The organism is Erythrobacter sp. GH1-10 (assembly GCF_045363165.1).
Classification (GTDB): Bacteria; Pseudomonadota; Alphaproteobacteria; order Sphingomonadales; family Sphingomonadaceae; genus Erythrobacter.
In genome coordinates this window covers 1,434,652-1,452,522 of record NZ_JBJFLP010000001.1, presented here as the reverse complement: position 1 = coordinate 1,452,522, position 17,871 = coordinate 1,434,652, and the positions used below count along the sequence as shown (strand labels likewise).

The 17,871-nt window shown below is 64.4% G+C and carries 16 protein-coding genes; 9 read left to right on the top strand and 7 right to left on the bottom strand.

Annotated features, from left to right (window positions below):
• The first annotated feature begins 14 nt into the window (after positions 1–14).
• The 9 genes from sucD (at position 15) to ACI5KX_RS07140 (ending at position 11,685) form a co-directional block, all read left to right on the top strand.
• Complete coding sequence (gene sucD, locus ACI5KX_RS07180) at positions 15–905, top strand: succinate--CoA ligase subunit alpha (protein WP_406809988.1); 891 nt, start codon at positions 15–17, stop codon at positions 903–905.
• A 27-nt stretch (positions 906–932) separates the two neighbouring features.
• Positions 933–3,749 carry a 2-oxoglutarate dehydrogenase E1 component gene (locus ACI5KX_RS07175; protein WP_406809987.1) on the top strand — a complete coding sequence of 939 codons (2,817 nt, stop codon included), beginning with the start codon at positions 933–935 and terminating at the stop codon, positions 3,747–3,749.
• 38 nt (positions 3,750–3,787) lie between these two features.
• Entirely contained in the window at positions 3,788–5,011 is a 1,224-nt protein-coding gene (odhB, locus tag ACI5KX_RS07170; RefSeq protein ID WP_406809986.1) for a 2-oxoglutarate dehydrogenase complex dihydrolipoyllysine-residue succinyltransferase, read from the top strand.
• Between the two features lie 14 nt (positions 5,012–5,025).
• A complete protein-coding gene (locus ACI5KX_RS07165; protein WP_406809985.1) occupies positions 5,026–5,772 on the top strand; it encodes a class I SAM-dependent methyltransferase in 747 nt (248 codons plus the stop codon).
• Positions 5,773–5,885: 113 nt separating this feature from the next.
• Positions 5,886–7,298: a dihydrolipoyl dehydrogenase gene (gene lpdA / locus ACI5KX_RS07160; RefSeq protein WP_406809984.1), complete on the top strand. Its 1,413-nt coding sequence runs from the start codon at positions 5,886–5,888 to the stop codon at positions 7,296–7,298.
• Between the two features lie 72 nt (positions 7,299–7,370).
• Positions 7,371–8,876 (top strand): DUF4403 family protein, encoded by a 1,506-nt coding sequence (locus ACI5KX_RS07155; protein WP_406809983.1) that lies wholly within the window; start codon positions 7,371–7,373, stop codon positions 8,874–8,876.
• A 37-nt stretch (positions 8,877–8,913) separates the two neighbouring features.
• The gene (locus ACI5KX_RS07150; RefSeq protein WP_406809982.1) at positions 8,914–10,287 is read left to right on the top strand and encodes an amidase family protein; all 1,374 of its coding nucleotides are present in this window, start codon (positions 8,914–8,916) and stop codon (positions 10,285–10,287) included.
• A gap of 4 nt (positions 10,288–10,291) precedes the next feature.
• The gene (locus ACI5KX_RS07145) at positions 10,292–10,996 is read left to right on the top strand and encodes a PepSY domain-containing protein (protein ID WP_406809981.1); all 705 of its coding nucleotides are present in this window, start codon (positions 10,292–10,294) and stop codon (positions 10,994–10,996) included.
• The gene (locus ACI5KX_RS07140; RefSeq protein WP_406809980.1) at positions 10,993–11,685 is read left to right on the top strand and encodes a trimeric intracellular cation channel family protein; all 693 of its coding nucleotides are present in this window, start codon (positions 10,993–10,995) and stop codon (positions 11,683–11,685) included. Before ACI5KX_RS07145 ends, ACI5KX_RS07140 begins: the two co-directional genes overlap by 4 nt.
• Here ACI5KX_RS07140 and ACI5KX_RS07135 read toward each other — a convergent pair.
• From ACI5KX_RS07135 to rplQ, 7 genes are all read right to left on the bottom strand, one after another.
• Positions 11,682–12,467 carry a hypothetical protein gene (locus ACI5KX_RS07135; RefSeq protein WP_406809979.1) on the bottom strand — a complete coding sequence of 262 codons (786 nt, stop codon included), beginning with the start codon at positions 12,465–12,467 and terminating at the stop codon, positions 11,682–11,684. The genes ACI5KX_RS07140 and ACI5KX_RS07135 overlap by 4 nt on opposite strands.
• Positions 12,468–12,627: 160 nt before the next feature.
• Positions 12,628–13,203, bottom strand: coding sequence for a hypothetical protein (locus ACI5KX_RS07130; RefSeq protein WP_406809978.1), 576 nt, complete (start codon positions 13,201–13,203; stop codon positions 12,628–12,630).
• Positions 13,204–13,362: 159 nt separating this feature from the next.
• Entirely contained in the window at positions 13,363–14,805 is a 1,443-nt protein-coding gene (locus tag ACI5KX_RS07125; protein WP_406809977.1) for a serine hydrolase domain-containing protein, read from the bottom strand.
• A gap of 3 nt (positions 14,806–14,808) precedes the next feature.
• A complete protein-coding gene (locus ACI5KX_RS07120) occupies positions 14,809–15,990 on the bottom strand; it encodes a saccharopine dehydrogenase family protein (RefSeq protein WP_406809976.1) in 1,182 nt (393 codons plus the stop codon).
• Positions 15,983–16,660: a DUF4166 domain-containing protein gene (locus ACI5KX_RS07115; RefSeq protein WP_406809975.1), complete on the bottom strand. Its 678-nt coding sequence runs from the start codon at positions 16,658–16,660 to the stop codon at positions 15,983–15,985. The genes ACI5KX_RS07120 and ACI5KX_RS07115 overlap by 8 nt, the downstream gene beginning before the upstream one ends.
• 40 nt (positions 16,661–16,700) lie before the next feature.
• The gene (locus tag ACI5KX_RS07110) at positions 16,701–17,267 is read right to left on the bottom strand and encodes a GbsR/MarR family transcriptional regulator (RefSeq protein ID WP_406809974.1); all 567 of its coding nucleotides are present in this window, start codon (positions 17,265–17,267) and stop codon (positions 16,701–16,703) included.
• Between the two features lie 105 nt (positions 17,268–17,372).
• On the bottom strand, positions 17,373–17,795 hold the full coding sequence (rplQ, locus tag ACI5KX_RS07105) for a 50S ribosomal protein L17 (protein WP_406809973.1): 423 nt from the start codon (positions 17,793–17,795) through the stop codon (positions 17,373–17,375).
• Positions 17,796–17,871 lie beyond the last annotated feature (76 nt).

Genomic DNA, 17,871 nt, shown 5'->3' with positions numbered 1-17,871 from the left:
GACGGAGTTTTTGAATGTCCATCCTCGTAAACAAAGACACGAAGGTCATCACGCAAGGCATGACCGGCAACACCGGCACCTTCCACACTCAGCAGGCGCTCGATTACGGGACGCAGATGGTTGCGGGCGTGACTCCGGGGAAAGGCGGGACGGAGCATATCGGCCTGCCGCAGTTCAACACCGTCAAGGAAGCCAAGGAAGCGACCGGCGCGACCGCTTCGTGCATTTACGTGCCCCCGCCCTTCGCCGCCGATGCCATCTGCGAGGCGATCGATGCCGAGATCGAGCTGATCATCTGCATCACCGAAGGCATTCCGGTGCTCGACATGGTGAAGGCCAAGGCCGCGCTGAAGGGCAGCAAGTCGCGCCTGATCGGCCCGAACTGCCCCGGCGTCCTCACCCCGAACGAGTGCAAGATCGGCATCATGCCGGGTTCGATCTTCAAGAAGGGCAGCGTCGGCGTGGTCTCGCGCTCGGGCACTCTGACCTATGAAGCGGTGCACCAGACCACGCAGGTCGGCCTCGGCCAGACCACCGCAGTCGGCATCGGCGGCGACCCGGTCAACGGCACCAACTTCATCGACGTGCTCGACCTGTTCCTCGACGATCCCGAGACGGAAAGCATCATCATGATCGGCGAAATCGGCGGCAGCGCCGAGGAAGAAGCCGCCGAATTCATCAAGCAGGAAGCCGCCAAGGGTCGCAGGAAGCCGACCGTCGGCTTCATTGCAGGCCGCACCGCGCCTCCGGGCCGTCGCATGGGCCACGCGGGCGCCATCGTTTCTGGCGGCAAGGGCGGCGCCGACGACAAGATTGCGGCGATGGAAGCGGCGGGCATCCGCGTCTCGCCCTCGCCCAGCGAACTCGGCACCACGCTCGACGCGATGCTGAAAGAAATGGCGTAACCACTCCCCTCCCCACGGAGAACCCTCATGGGTCAAGAACCGAACGACTTCATTCCGCAAATGACCGACCAGGAAGGGCCGCAACCCGGCCCATCCTGGGATAACCCCAAGTGGCTCGACCAGGTCAGCGGTGCGGGCGAGGACCTCGCCTCGGCCATGGACCCGACGCAGATGCGCGTCGTCGTCGAGAAAGCGGCGAAGGCAGGCGGCAAGGCGCTCGATCCCAAAGCGATAGAGAACGCCGCAAGCCTCTCGATCGCGGCGATGACGCTGGTTCGGCTCTACCGTGTGCGCGGCCATCTCGCCGCCGATCTCGACCCGCTCGGCCTGTCGAAGAAGCGCGAGGTCCCGCAGGACCTGACGCTCGAATTCCATGGCCTTGCAGGCCGCGAGAGCGAGGAAGTCTATGTCGGCGGCGTGCTCGGCATGGAATGGACCACCGTGGGCAAGCTGCACGAGCGGCTGAAAGAGGTTTACTGCGGCAAGGTCGGCCTCGAATACATGCATATCGCCGACACCGAAGAGCGGCGCTTCCTGCAGGACAAGTTCGAAAGCCCGGGCGAGACGATCCAGTTCACTCCCGAGGGCAAGAAGGCGATCCTCGCCGCCGTGCTACGCGGTGAGCAATACGAGGAATTCCTCGGCAAGAAATACGTCGGCACCAAGCGCTTCGGTCTCGATGGCGGGGAATCGATGATCCCGGCACTCGAAGCGGTCATCAAGCATGGCGGCAGCGCGGGCGTGCGCGAGATCATCTACGGCATGGCGCACCGCGGGCGACTGAACGTCCTCGCGAACGTGATGGCCAAGCCCTACAAGGTGATCTTTCACGAATTCTCCGGCGGATCGGCCAACCCTGAAGATGTCGGCGGATCGGGCGATGTGAAATACCACCTCGGCACCAGCACCGATCGCTCGTTCGACGATATCTCGGTTCATATGTCGCTGGTCCCCAACCCCTCGCACCTCGAGGCGGTGAACCCGGTCGTGCTCGGCAAGACCCGCGCGCAGCAGGCGATCCGCGACGACCTCAAGAAGCACGAGCAGGTCCTGCCCGTGCTGATCCACGGCGATGCGGCCTTCGCGGGCCAGGGGGTGGTGTGGGAAAGCCTCTCGCTGTCGGGCGTGCCGGGCTACGACACCGGCGGCTGCCTGCACTTCATCATCAACAACCAGATCGGCTTCACCACCTCGCCCAACTTCGCGCGCAACTCGCCCTACCCCAGCGACGTGGCGAAGGGGGTGATGGCGCCGATCCTGCACGTCAATGGCGACGATCCCGAAGCGGTGACCTTCGCCTGCAAACTCGCGGTCGAATACCGCCAGCGTTTCGGGCGCGACGTGGTGATCGACATGTGGTGCTATCGCCGTTTCGGCCACAACGAAGGCGACGAGCCGAAGTTCACCCAGCCGCTGATGTACGATGTCATTCGCAAGCATCCGAAGGTCTCCAAGATCTACTCCGAACGCCTGATCGCCGAGGGCGTGATCGACGAAGGCCACCGCGACCAGGTCGCGGCAGAATTCGTCGCGCATCTCGACGAGGAGTTCGAGGCCGCCAAGAGCTACAAGGCGAACGAGGCCGACTGGTTCGGCGGACGCTGGGCCGGGCTGAACAAGCCGGTCGACGACGAGACCGCGCGGCGCAACATCGAGACCGCGATCGAGCCCAAGATGTTCGACCGGCTGGGCCAGGTGCTGACCGAAGTTCCGGAGCATCTGAACGCCCACAAGACGCTCAACCGTGTGCTCGACGCAAAGCGCGAGATGTTCGACAGCGGCGAAGGCTTCGATTGGGCCACCGCCGAAGCGCTCGCATTCGGCAGTCTCGTGATGGAAGGGTATGGCGTGCGGCTGTCCGGGCAGGACTCGGGGCGCGGCACCTTCTCGCAGCGCCATGCCGTCTGGGTCGATCAGAAGGACGAGAGCAAATACATCCCGTTGACGACGCTGCCGCACGGCAAGTTCGAAGTCTACGACAGCACGCTCTCCGAATATGGCGTGCTCGGCTACGAATACGGCTTCGCGATGGCCGATCCCAAGACCCTGGTTCTGTGGGAAGCGCAGTTCGGCGATTTCGCCAACGGCGCGCAGATCATGATCGACCAGTTCATCGCCAGCGGCGAGGCCAAATGGCTGCGCGCCAACGGGCTCGTGATGCTGCTGCCCCACGGTTACGAAGGCCAGGGACCGGAGCACTCTTCGGCACGCCTGGAACGCTTCCTGCAACTGTGCGCGAACGACAATATCCAGGTCTGCAACATCACCACTCCGGCGAATTACTTCCACGTGCTGCGGCGGCAGATGCTGCGGAGCTTCCGCAAGCCGCTGATCATCATGACGCCCAAGTCGCTGCTGCGTCACCCGATGGCGAAGAGCCCGCGCGAGGAATTCCAGGGCAAGCATCACTTCATGCGGATCAAGTCGGACCCGGCGATGGAGCCTGACACGGCAGACGACGCCAAGATCAAGCGTCTCGTCCTGTGCAGCGGCAAGGTCGCCTACGATTTGATCGAAAAGCGCGACGGCGAGAAGCTGAAGGACGTGTCGATCGTCCGGATCGAGCAGCTCTATCCCTTCCCCGGCGATCCGCTGGCGGTGCGGATGAAGCGCATGGCCAATCTCGAAAGCGTTGTCTGGTGCCAGGAAGAGCCAAAGAACAACGGCGCGTGGTTCTTCGTGCAGAACCAGATCGAGGATTCGCTCACCCAGGCCGGACACGCAGGCATGCGTCCGGTCTATGCCGGCCGCGATGCCTCGGCTTCGCCTGCAACCGGTCTCGCAAAACGTCACCAGGAACAGCAGGAGGCGCTGGTCGCCGACGCGCTGGGCCTCTCGAAGTAATCCAGCCTATCCCGGTAAGGCACTGAGGAAAAAAGAATATGGCCACCGAAATCACAGTCCCGGCTCTGGGTGAGTCGGTCACCGAAGGAACCATCGGCGAATGGCTCAAGCAGCCCGGCGACGCCGTCGAGGCCGATGAGCCGATCGCGAGCCTCGAAACCGACAAGGTCGCGGTCGATGTGCCCTCGCCGGTCGCGGGCGTCATGTCCGAGCACAAGGCCGAAGTCGGCGACACGGTCGAGGTTGGCGCGGTTATCGCGGTGATCGATGAAGGCGCCGAAGCGTCGGCCAAGCCGGCTGCGAAGGACAGCAGCCCCGCACCGTCGCCGGCCCCTGCCGCTGCCAAGGAAGCTGCACCCGACGCCGCGATCACCATGTCGCCTGCGGTGCGCCGCGCTGTGCTCGAACACGGGGTCGATCCCTCGACCATCAAGGGCACCGGCAAGGACGGTCGCCTGACCAAGGAAGACGTGCTGGCGGCCGCAAAGGCCAAGGAATCGGGTGCGCCCGCCCCCTCCCCCAGCCCTTCGCCTTCGCCCGCTCCGGCAACCACCGGCGATGCTCGCAACGAAGAGCGGGTGAAGATGACCCGCATGCGCCAGACCATCGCCAAGCGTCTGAAGGGCGCGCAGGACAACGCTGCGCTGCTCACCACCTTTAACGATGTCGACATGTCGGCGGTGATCGAGGCGCGCACCAAGTACAAGGACCTGTTCGCCAAGAAGCACGATATCCGGCTCGGCTTCATGGGCTTCTTCGCCAAGGCCGCCTGCCTTGCCTTGAAGGACGTGCCGAGCGTCAACGCCTACATCGAAGGCGACGAGATCGTGTATCACGACTACGTCGATATCTCGGTGGCCGTCAGCGCGCCCAATGGCCTTGTCGTTCCCGTTATCCGCGACGCCGACAAGAAGGGGTTCGCGCAGATCGAGAAGGACATTGCCGATTTCGGCGCGCGTGCCAAGGAAGGCACGCTCACCATGCAGGACATGCAGGGCGGCACTTTCACCATCTCCAATGGCGGCGTGTTCGGATCGCTGATGTCCACACCGATCATCAACCCGCCGCAGAGCGCCGTTCTCGGCCTCCACCGTATCGAGGACCGCCCGGTCGCACTGAACGGTGAGGTCGTGATCCGGCCGATGATGTACATCGCGCTGTCCTACGACCACCGCCTGATCGACGGGCGCGAAGCGGTGACCGCGCTCAAGATCATCAAGGAAGCGATCGAAGACCCGACCCGGATGCTGATCGACCTGTGACCGAGCACGTTCCCATGAAAAACCTGCTTCCCGCCGAACAGGTGTTCGAGCGTCACTATCGCGACAGCTCCGCCGATTTCTGGGCGCGCTTCGGCGGTATGCCCGATGTCGAAGGCAAGCGGGTGCTCGATTTCGGGTGCAGCACGGGGGGAATGGTCCACCGCCTGATGAAGGCCGGCGCCTCTTCGGCGGTCGGGATCGACCTGTCGATGCGCGCCATCGCTTACGCGAAGGAGCGGATGGCCGAGGAATGGGGCGACCGGGTCGATATCCGCTGCGAAGACGTGATCGAGGCGGACATAGAGCCGGTCGATTTCATCGTGTCGCAGAACACCATGGAACACGTCATGCCGCTGAAAGAGACGCTGACGGCGGTCGTGAACCTCTGTAAGCCCGGCGGAGAGATGTATTTCGGTTTCAGCCCGCTGTGGCACTCCCCCTATGGTCACCACAATTACCCGAAGACGCGCGTGCCGTGGTGGCATCTGCTCAAGGGACACGACGTCGTGCTCGACGCCTTCCGCGATCGCGTCGGCAAGGATTACGCCACGGTGCAGGACGCGGGTTTCAATTGCGCCACACCCGCCGATTTTCGCGAAGCCTTCCACGCGCAGGACGTCGAAGTCCTCTCGCTACGCTACAATGTCGGACGGAGCCCCGTCCGCACGGCGATTTCGCAGGCCTTCCGTATCCCCTCGGTCGTACCCGCACTGGAGAAATACGTGACGGTCGGCATGTACTGGCACCTGCGCAAGAAATGATGATGGATCGGCTCGCCGGTCCGAACCCGTTGCCGATCGATCCATGATCGGCAGACACCTGTTGAACAGAGGCTTTCCGATCCCACCTCGCATCAGGGATCATGGAGTTGAAAATGGCTGAATACGATTACGACGTCCTTGTTATCGGTGCCGGTCCCGGCGGCTATGTCGCGGCGATCCGTGCCGCGCAGCTGGGACTGAAGACCGCCTGCGCGGAAGGGCGCGCAACGCTCGGTGGGACCTGCCTCAATGTCGGCTGCATTCCTTCGAAGGCGATGCTGCACGCGTCGGAGTATTTCGACGCCGCTGCGAACGGCACCATGGCGGACATGGGCATCGACGTTTCGCCGAAGCTCAATCTCGAAAAGATGCACGGCCAGCGTCGCGACGCGGTCAAGGGACTGACCGGCGGTATCGAATTCCTGTTCAAGAAGAACAAGATCGACTGGAAGAAGGGTTACGCCACCTTCCAAGACGCGCACACGGTGAAAATCGGCGATGAAACCGTCACAGCCAAGGACATCGTGATCGCCACCGGCTCCTCGGTCACCCCCCTGCCCGGCGTCGATGTCGATAACGACAAGGGGATAGTGGTCGACTCCACCGGCGCGCTGGAACTTCCGAAAGTGCCGAAGAAAATGGTCGTCATCGGCGGCGGCGTGATCGGGCTCGAGCTCGGCTCCGTCTGGCGGCGACTGGGCGCGGAAGTGCTGTGCGTCGAATTCCTCGATGAAATCCTGCCCGGCATGGACGGCGACGTTCGGAAGGAATCGCGCAAAATCTTCAAGAAGCAGGGGATCGAGTTCAAGCTTTCGACCAAGGTGACCGGCGTCACCGTCAAGGGCAAGAAGGCCACACTGACGCTCGAACCGGCAGCTGGCGGCGACGAGGAGACGCTGGAAGCCGATTGCGTGCTCGTCTCGATCGGGCGGAAGCCCAACACCGAAGGCCTCGGCCTTGACGCGATCGGCCTCGAAACGAACCAGCGCGGCCAGATCGAGACCGACCATTCGTTCCGCACTTCGGTCGATGGCGTATGGGCCATCGGCGACGTCGTCCCCGGCCCGATGCTTGCGCACAAGGCCGAGGACGAAGGCATCGCAGTGGCCGAGAACATCGCCGGGCAAACCGGCATCGTGAACCACGATGTGATCCCGAACGTCGTCTATACCCTGCCCGAGATCGCAGGCGTCGGCCTTACCACCGAACAGGCGATCGAAAAGGCTGGTGGCGACAAATCGAAGATCAAGGTCGGCAAGTTCCCGATGATGGCCAACAGCCGCGCAAAGACCAATCACGAGCCCGATGGATTCGTAAAGGTCATCGCCGATGCCGAAACCGATCGCGTGCTCGGCATCTGGGCGATCGCCAGCGTCGCCGGCACGATGATCGCAGAAGCAGCGATCGCAATGGAATTCGGCGCGACCAGCGAAGACATCGCCTACACCTGCCATGCGCACCCGACCCACGCCGAAGCGACGAAGGAAGCGGCGATGGCCGTCCAGGGCAAGCCGATCCATATCTGATTGCCGCGCTAACGTGGTGAATTGAATGGAGTCCCCCTCTCGCGTAAATACGCTGGAGGGGGATATTCTTTGGTGGCCTGGTTGCACGGATTGCGAGATGGATACGGGTACGTAAGGGCTGTCGCGCTGGCCGCTGCTCTCAGCCTCGCATCCTGCTCCCTCTTCGAACAGGAAGTCGAGCCTCCGCCGCGTGCCGACGATGCGATCGAAGTCCCGGACGGGACTTCGAGCCTTGCCACCGACATCACCGTTGCCCTCGCGCCGATGCGGCGCGCGCTCGAGCGCGAGGTGCCGACCCGGCTTTGGACCATCAGCGAGAAAGGCGCCGAATGCGTGCCCTCGCAGCGCGCCGAGGTAATCGGGATCGCGCTCAAATCTCCCACCATCCGCTGCGATCTCGACGGGCGAGTGACGCGGGGATCGCTGACGGTGCGCGGCCAGGGCCTGGACCTTGTTGTGACCATGCCGATCCGGGCCGAAGTCACCGCGAGCGATGTCGGCGGGATCATCAAGCAAAAGACCGGCACCGCGAGCGCCAATGTCACCGCGCGGGTGCGGCTCAGCGTGCGCGAGGACTGGTCTCTGCGCGGCAAGGTGACGATCCGCTACGACTGGAGACAGCCTCCGACCGTCGAGCTGCTCGGCCAGAAACTGACATTCGCCGATGAAGCCGATGAGCGGCTGAAATCGGTGGTCAGGACGCTGGAACGCAGCATCGAGCGGGAGATCGCGAAGCTCGATCTACGCGGCGAGATCGAGCCGCTGTGGCAGCGCGGCTTTACCGTCCTCTCGCTCAATCGCGAGAACCCGCCAGTGTGGATGCGACTGACCCCGCAGGCGCTCGGCTATGAAGGGTATTCCGCCTCGCGAAATGCCATCAGCGTGCGGATGCGGCTCGATGCGACGACGAAGGTCTTCGTTGGTGACAAGCCCGCAGCGACATCCGCGACACCGCTGCCGCCGATGCGTGCTGCTGATACCGGGGATGACATCCGCCTCGCGCTCACCCTCCCGGTGATCGCACAATATTCTCAGCTCGAACCGGTGATCGAACGCGCTCTGGCAAAACGCGCCCAGCGGGTGTTCGTGGTCCCTGCGATCGGCGAAAGGATGATCGAACTGCGCTCGGTCACCGCCTATGGCACCGATCGCAACCGCATTGCGGTGGGCGTCGAATTCGAGGCGTGGAAGCCCGGCGAGCGAGATGACCCGGCCACCGGAACGGTCTGGCTGACCGCGCTTCCGGTAAACGAGCCCGACTCGCGGCAGGTTCACTTCCGCGAACCCGAATATCAGGTCGAAACCACGCGCTTTACAACCAATGTCCTGATCGAAATCGCCAAGACGCAGGATTTCACCGAAGTCATCGAAGAGGCGTTGAGCCAGAATTTCGAAAGCGATTACGAGGAGCTGCTGGGCAAAGTGGACAGCGCGGTTGCCGAGCAGCAACTGGGCGATTTCACGATCGCGACCGACATCGACAGGGTATCCACCGGAACGATCACTGCCTATGGCGAAGGTCTGTACCTTCCGGTAACGGCGGACGGAGAAACGCAGATCCGCTACACCCCGCGATGACGCGGGCGATGCTGCGTCCAGAGGGGGAGTGAGGACCGTGGCCTATCCGCAATTGACCGACAAACCCGGCGCGCTCGAAACCGCAGCCGCGATCCGCGCGGGCAAGCTCAGCCCGCACGAGGCGGTCGATGCCGCGATCACGCGGATCGAGCACTTCGACGCAACCGTAAACGCGCTGGCGGTCCCGGATTTCGAGCGCGCCTACGAAACCGCGAAAGCGATGGAAAAGTCCCCTCCCGCGGCAGAAGGCGCGCCCGATTTCCAGCCGCTTTACGGTGTACCGATGACGGTCAAGGAAAGCTTCGATGTCGAGGGGCTGCAATCGTGCTGGGGCCACCAGCGGCTGACCGATTACATCGCCCCGCGCGATTCCGAACTCGTGCGCAAGCTCAAGGCGGCGGGCGCGATCATCATCGGCAAGACCAACGTTCCGGTCGACCTTTCCGACTGGCAGAGCTTCAATCCGGTCTATGGCCGCACCACCAATCCGCACAATCCCGAGCGTTCGCCCGGTGGTTCATCGGGAGGGAGCGCAGCGGCGGTCGCGAGCGGGATGGTCCCTTGCGAATACGGCACCGATATCGGCGGTTCGGTGCGCGTACCCGCGCATTTCTGCGGCATCTGGGGGCACAAGACCAGCTGGGGCCTGATCAGCAAGCGCGGCCACGATCACCCGATGATGGCAAAGCGCAAGGATTTCGTCGCGGGGCATGACGGGGCGCTGTCGATCGCCGGACCACTGGCGCGCAACCCCGCCGACCTTGCCGTTCTCACCGAAATCGGCGCGAGTCTGCCGCTCAGGCGCAGCAAGAAGCGGCTGCGCGAGTGCCGCCTGCTGGCTCTCACCGAATATCCTGGCAGCCCGGTCGATGCCAGCGTCGCCGAGCCGACCGAAGCGGCTCTGGCGCGGCTCGAGCGCGGCGGGCTGACAATCGACCGCAGCAGCGATCGCGTGCCCGATCTTGCCCAGCAGCAGGCCGATTACCTGCGGATGCTCAACATCGCGATGGCGCGCGGCGCTCCCTCGCCCGACGGGAAACGGGCAACGGCGACCGACTGGTTCGACCTGCTCGATGCGCAGGCGGCCCGGGAATTCGAGTGGGAGCAACTTTTCAAGACTTACGATTTCGTGCTCGCCCCGCCAGCCCCTGTTCTGGCGATCCCGCATCTCGATGGCTCGGTGTTCAACTCGACGCTCAACATCAATGGCGAGGACCTCCCCGCCGGTCCGGGGCTCGCCTGGGCGGGGCTTGCGACTTTCCCCAACCTGCCTTCCACCGTGCTGCCGATCGGCTCGGGCACCTATCTCGGTGCGAAACTGCCCTGCGGGATGCAGGTCGTCGGACCCCGCTGGAGCGATCTGGATTGCATCGCCGCGGCGGAAGCCATCGGCAAGATTCTGCACGGATAACCTCATGGCAAGAGCAATGCGCACCCTCGCCAAATGGCACATCTGGCTCGGCTGGCTGGTCGGCGTCCCCATCGTGATGTGGACCGCCACCGGGCTGTTCATGGTCGCAAAGCCGATCGAGGAGGTGCGCGGCAATCATCTGCGGATCGGCACCGAGCAGCCCGAGCCATTGGTGATCGAAGGCAGCGCGCTCGCGACCGAGGACATGCAGCTCAAGGAAATGCGCGCGGTAATGCAGGATGGCCGGGCGGTGGCGATCCTGACCACGCTCGACGGCGCGACGAAGCGGGTCGACATGGTCACCGGCGCAGAGATCGAGCCGCTTACCGGCGAGCAGGCGACCGCTCTCGTGTCCAGGCGGATCGTCGGCGGTGACAAGGTGGATGCTGTCACATTCTTCAACGCCGACAATGTGCCGTTCGATTTCCGCCGTCCGCTTCCGGTTTGGCAGGTTGCGCTGGCGGATGGCACGCGTGTCTATGTCGGACGCGATACCGGTGAGATCGAGGCTGTCCGCACCGTTTGGTGGCGCTGGTTCGATTTCATGTGGGGGCTGCACATTATGGACCTTTCGGAACGCGAGGACACCAGCCACCCGATCTTGATTCTGTTCGCCGCTCTCTCGCTGATCGGCGCACTGATGGGCACGATCCTGATGTTCCGGCGGCGCAAGGCCCGCGCGAAAGCTCCTGCGCCTGAAGCGCCATGAACGAGACGATCCTGACCCCGATCCTCGACCTGCTGGACATGGCAGGCATCGCCGTGTTCGCGCTTTCGGGCGCGATTATCGCGGCGAAGGAGCGGCAGACCTTCGTCACCATGGCGTTCTTCGCGCTGGTCACCGGCGTCGGCGGGGGAACGGTGCGCGACCTGCTGATCGGCGCCCCGGTGTTCTGGATGACCGATCCATGGGTGGCCGCGATCTGCCTCGGTACCGCGCTGTTTGCGTGGTTCACGCCGCTGCGCTGGTGGGACGGGAAGATGGTCGATTTCGCCGACGGTGCCGGCCTTGCCGCCTATGCCGTGCTCGGCAGCGCCAAGGCGCTGGCCTACGGCATCCCGCCGATCCCGGCGGTGCTGATGGGCATCATCACCGGCTGCGTCGGCGGGATCATCCGCGATGTCGTCGCCGGACGCCCTTCGATCATCATGCGCCCGGAACTCTATGTCACCGCCGCAGCGCTGACCTCCACAATCACCGTGGTGGGCATGTATCTGATCGCACCGCTCAAGCTGGCGGACGGCTGGATCTGGGGGGCTGCCTTCGTCGCGGGCTTTGCGCTTCGCGCGGCGGCTATCCAATGGCAGCTGGGCCTGCCTAGTTATGGAGGGCCTGGTTATGGAGGGGAGACGGACGAAGGTGCCTCACCGCCTCCCCCGCGATCCTCGGGCGATTAACCGCCCAGGTCGCCATCTATGTCGCCGGGATACTCCTCACCGGGAAGCGGGCCGCCGGGATAGGCGGGCAGCTGCTCGGCGCTCGGCGAAGGCGATTGCGAACCGACTGACTGGCCGACCGACTGGCGCGCGGCGGCATAGCGCGCATCGCTCCATTGCGTGTCGTTGCCTTGCGCGCGGTTGACCGCGCCGGGTTCGTAGGACGAGCCCTGGAACCCGCCATAATCGATATCGGATATGCGACCGTTGTTGTCGATCTCGCACGTGAAGCCGGTGCCGTTGAACAGCGATCCGGTCACGAACCAGCCGTCTCCGGTGCGGCTGACATTGTCGACGCTGTCGACGCGAACATCGCGTTCGATCCGCGAGACGCACTGATCGACGGCGTTGTCGAGACCCGACCCGCTGGTGCTGCGACGGGTGGTCCGGCGATCATAGTCGCGGTCGTAATCGCGCACGCGGCGGTAATCCCGCTCGCGATCGCGGCGATCGTTGTTGCTGGCGGCGCTGGCGATCGCGGCGATCCCGCCGATGATCAGCACACCCGCGAGCACATCGCCCGCATCGACGCGGTTGCGGTGGCGATACCAGCCATGGCGACCCCAACGGCGATGGCGTTCGGCGATGTCGGTATCGCCGTCGTAACGGCTCTGGTCGAACTGGGCATAGATCGAGCTGCTCTCGGGCGCGCTTGGCAGGTCGGCGGCGGCAGCCGGAGTGGCAGTCATGGAGAGGGCGGCAGCCAGGCCGGACAGCGCCCCTAAACGTGTCTTGGAAAGCATCGAAGCTCCCTCCTGTTGTCGAAGCGAGCGGCCACCAATCGCTCAAGATATGAAGACAAGAATAAGCGGCTCAGGCTTTCGGGGGCCTGAACCGCTTGTGAACCTGCGGTGTGGGTAACGGGGCGGATCGAAATCCGCCCCGGCCCCGCGCGGCGTGCGATCAACGCAGGCCGCGAATATTGTCGAAGTCGATATCGACGATCCGGCCGCGGCGGATATCGCAGCTGAACTTGCCGCGATCGATCCCGCGTCCGCGATACCGGTCGCGGTAGCCGTATCCGTAGCGGTCACCGACTTCGATCCGGCCTTCGACCTCGAAGCCGCGCCGCTCACGGTCGACATCGCGGATTTGGGTGACTTGTGCGTAGCCAAACCCGGCACGGCGTGCTTCGCGCTCTACGGCGTTGATGCAGCGCTGGACCGCGCGGTTGCCGTGGCGCCCGCGATAGTGGCGATCGTCGTAGCGCCGGTCGTAGCCCCGATAATGGCGGTCGCGATAGTCGCGGTCGCGATAACGCCGGTCGTAATACCGTTTGTCCTTGTCGCCATCGAAGGCGCCCGCAAGCGCGGCAATCCCGCCGATCACAAGCGCACCGGCGATCACATCGCCCGCGTCTACGCCTTTGTCGCGGTGGCGGTCGTTCGCGGCGGCCGGGGTTGCGGTCGCAAGGGCCATCGCGCCAGCCGCGACAGTCCCGAGCGTGCCTTTGGCGAGAGTCTTCGTCAGCTTCTTCATAGGTCTCATCCTCGGGTTGGCCGGAGCGGTATTGCGCCGGTTACATGGGCCTTATGGATGATTCGCAATTAGGTGATGCTGAAGGGCTCTTACAGCTTTTGTTCAGATAAAAGTACTTTTTCCTGAACACGCCTGATATAGGGCCGCCAAGGCGTCTGTCTAGTCGAGCGCGGCCAGCACGTCGCGCGTGAAGGCGGCGATATCGAAGCGGGTGCCGACCATATCCTCCCCGCGCCGAACGATCACGACATTGCGTGAAGGCACGACCACGAGATATTGCCCGCGATTGCCCATTGCCGCGAAGGTATCGTAAGGCACGCCTTCGGAATTGTTGAGCAGCCACCATCCCGCGCCGTAGCCGAATGCCCGCCCTTCGGGCTGCGGCCCGCTTGGCGAGGAAACGTATTCGCGCCAGTTTTCGGGCAGCAAGCGTTCGCCGTTCCACATCCCATCCTCAAGGTAGAGCTGGCCCAGCGTCGCGAGGTCGCGCGCCGTGGTCCAGACCTGGCTCGACAGCACGAAATTGCCGCGAATGTCGGTCTCGGCGACGGTGTGGTCCATGCCGAGCTTCGCGAAGAATTCGTGCGGCGGGTAATAGATCAGCCAGCTTTCGATCGCCTTTACAGCCATCAGCGTGTCGTTGTTGGCGTACCGGTAGACCGTGCCGGGAGGGACGATCATCGGCCAGTTGGCGGCGCGCTCGTCCACCGTGGTCCCGCCCCAGTAGAGCGGATCGGTGCGGTTGCCCGGCGTGTCAGAATAGCGCCCCGTCGCCATGCGCAGCGCGTGATCGATGGTGATCGCATTGCGCGGATCGCCGCGCCCGCCCGAGCGCCAGTAATTGAGACCGACGGGATCGTCGGTGCTGAACTCGCCCGACTGCACCGCTGCGCCGACGAGAGTGGCGGCAATGCTCTTGGCGACCGACCAGGTGCGCTGCGGGGTGTCGGCACTGAAACCGGGGGCATAGGTTGCGCGCTCGGTCAGGCCATTCGTGACGCCATGGAGGCGAACCAGGGCCGCCGTGGTCCTTGTGCCCTCCCCGTACTTGCCGGTGCGCGCATCGACAAGCACCTGCTCGAGCGGGGTCGCGGCCGGCTCCGGCGGAGCTGCATCGCGGCGATCGCCGCTCGACACGCTGACCAGGGCCGGTGTCGCCGCTTCCCGCTCGGCGCTCTCGGGGACCGGCACAGCCGCAGTCGGATTGCTGATGTCCTCGGGCGCGCCGATGGGGAGGACCGAACAGCCGGTTTCGGGACCGTAATAGGCGGCGACCCGGTCGGGCATGTCGTCGGCCCACTCGACCTGTACATGCGCGATCTGCCCGGACGGTCTGCGCACGATTTCATAAGGCAGGTCGCGGACGATCGGGTCCAGCTTCGGATAAATGCCGGTGAGTTCCCATTCGTGGATGCTCTCCGGCGTGCGGGTCGCGCCGTTGCGCTCGGCGATGGCGATGCCGCTGCACAGGAACAGCGCCTTGTACCCGGCGGCGAGCGCGCGGTCGTAGCGCGCATCGATCCGTTCCTGTGCGGACTGAGCAGAGGCGGACGAGCTGATGGCGAGCGCCGCTCCGGCGGCGGCGAGGATGAGATGCTTCATGCCTCAGGCTGATGCCACGGCTTGCGCGCGTTCGCCAGCCCTCTCCGGCGCAGCCGGTGCCGATCCTGTCTCGAGTGTGGTTTCGACCCGGCATTCGATGCCAAGCGCGGCGAAGTCCGCGTCGAACTCCCGCAGCGTCAGGATCCCGGAGCAGGCGCGCGCACCGGGCCCGGGTTGGCGACCATCGCGATAACGACGGATCATCGCCAGCGCGGCAAGCACCGGCACGTAGGGTCCGCGATTGGCATCGGCCTTGAGGTTCCACACTCGCCGGGTTTCGCACCCCATAGCATCGATACCCCCGACCGAGACCTGCATCGCGCCTTTGTCCGATCCGAACGGCAGGAACCATTGGGCGATCGCCAGCATCGGCTTCGATAGCGGGCGCAGGCTTTGCACCCAGCCCCAGCGCACCGGCAACGCCATAGCGGCGAGCCCGAGATGGAGAACAGAAAGCTCCAGACCGGCAAAGAATTCGGCGCTGCGGCGCGGCTCGTAGCGCTCCACCAGAAGGTCCTGCTCGGGGGTATCGCAGACACTCGCCCAGCGCCGTCCGATATGCGGGATCGCGACACGGTGGGTCATTCCCCAGCCCTTCGCCTGCTGCCACCGACCCTCGCGAAACACCCGCACCGGCTTGCCGACATAGGACAGGATCGACTCGACCACCGAAAGCCCGCGCGGCGCGCGGTTGCCGGGAAATATCCCGATCGCGATGTCGTCGATCGCCTGCCAGCCTGCGGTGAGCTCGTCGATCACCGCGTGGCTGAGCGCAGGGATCGAACTCGCACCGGTGGTAAGCGCGATTTCCGCGCCCTTCGCCACCTCGACGAACCGCGGGAAATCGCGCACGAAATCGCGCCCGTCAGCAAGATCGACATAGGGAACTCTTGCGGCGATCGCGGACTCGACGACCCGCATATTCTCCGCATCGAACGGCCCGGCAGCGTCGACAAGCAGATCGAACCCGGCGAGATCGTGCGCGGTCAGGGTATCACGGTCGAGAGCCATGCAGCGCACATCGCCGGGCAGTCCCTCGGCGACACGGCGAAGCTTCCCGAGATTGCGCGCGGCGAGCGTCAATTCGATTCCCGGCTCCAGACCGGCGCGCTCGGCGAGCCGCGAACCGAAGACGCCGCTCGCCCCGATGATGAGCACGCGGAGGGGGTTGGCGGGATCAGGCATCGTGGAACAGCCCTTCCTGGTAGACGAGCTCGCCGAAGGCGGGATGCTCGAGCGCGAGCGAGAAGACGAAGGCCCCTTCGCCTGCATCGATATGGCGGACAGTGGTCCGGCCCGGCTCGCACCATTTCGGAAGCAGGATGCGCCGCCCGAACAGGCTGACGAAATAGTGATCGCTGACGAACTCGATACCGCCTTCGACCGCCCTCACCGCGAGCGCCATGCCGATGCCGCACCCGATATGCTCCTCAAGCCCGGTCGGCCCGGCGAAACGCTTGGCGCTGTGGATCACCTGCGGGAAACCGCGCTTGCGACCATAGACCCGGGTCCAGCACTGCCCGCCGCTCTCGCCGTCTTCCGAGACCGATACGGCGGCAGGGACACCGCAATCGCTGCCGAGCGGCAGCGGGCCGCCGATGAGCCGCGCAACTTGGGCGAGCAGCCATCCGGCGCGCGAGAACCGCGCTGCACGGATCACGCCTGGGTAGATCGCCACCCGGTCTCCGACGATGCGTTTGGAAAACCGGCGACGCACCGCTTCGGGAAGGCTCGACCAGTCGGAGCTCTCCAGCAGTCGGCGGAAGCGGACATCATAGGCGGGACTGTCGCCCGCTTGCTTATCGCGGAGTTGCGGCGCCGGTGCTGGCACCCACTCGGCACTCCTGGCTTCCATCGTGCATCCCCTTTCGTGTTTCCCGGGGTTTGCGAGCCTGTCAGTCGGGCTTCTTGCCCGGCCTCCAGTTGATCAGCTTGGTCACGCCCGCCCCCATCTTGATCAGCGCGGCGAGCGCGGGCTTGGGCACCTTGGTCATTTCCTCGTGCCAACGGGACATGGTGGTGACGAAATCGAGCATGTCGGCGAGCTTTTCGCGCGCCTGCGGGCTGACAAGCGGGTCGCGCTCGGCCTCCTCATTACACAGCCGCAGCGCCTGTTCGGCCGGATCGATCTCGCGCGCCTTGCGGCCTTCTGCGATCTTGATCGCCATTTCCCAGATGTCGGCCTCTGCATCGAAGTGGTCGCGCCGGTCGCCCATCATCGGCACCCGGTGGATCAGCTTCCAGCCGAGCAGTTCCTTGATCGAGTTAGAGACGTTCGAACGCGCCATGCCGAGCGTTTCGGCGATTTCCTCGGCGGTGAGCGGACGATCCGAAATGAACAGCAGCGCATGGATCTGCGCGACCGAACGGTTGACGCCCCACTGTCCCCCGAGATCGCCCCAATGGAGGACGAAGCGGGACACCGAGGGCGGCAGTTTCGAATCGACATTAATTTCTGTCATGACAGAAATGTCTGTCAAAATGCTCCGAGAGTCAATGGCGCAAACGAAAAGGGCCGGCGGATCGCTCCGCCAGCCCTTCGTGTGTCCTGTTTAGAAAAGAAGCGCTTACGCGTCTTCGTATTCGTCCATCTCGCTCATGTCCGGGCCGCTGTCCTGGCCCTTCGCGTCTTCGTCGCGGTCGACGAACTCGATGATCGCCATCTGGGCGGCGTCGCTGCCACGATAGCCGGCCTTGATGATGCGGGTGTAGCCACCGTCACGGTCGCTGTAACGCTCGGCCAGGACGTCGAACAGCTTCTTGAGCTGGGTTTCGTCCTGAAGACGGGTCATGGCGAGGCGACGGTTCGACAGGCCGCCGCGCTTGGCGAGCGTGACCAGCTTTTCGACGTAGGGGCGCAGTTCCTTCGCCTTGGGCAGCGTGGTCAGGATCTGCTCATGCTTGATGAGAGCAGCCGCCATGTTGCGGAACAGGGCCGTGCGGTGGCCCGATTTGCGCGAAAGCTTACGCTGAGAAATTCCGTGACGCATTGTATTTGTCCTTCGTTCGAAAAGGGCCCGTGTGAGGTAGCCCAGTGCTGGTCGAAAAGGGTCCGACCTTCCCTGT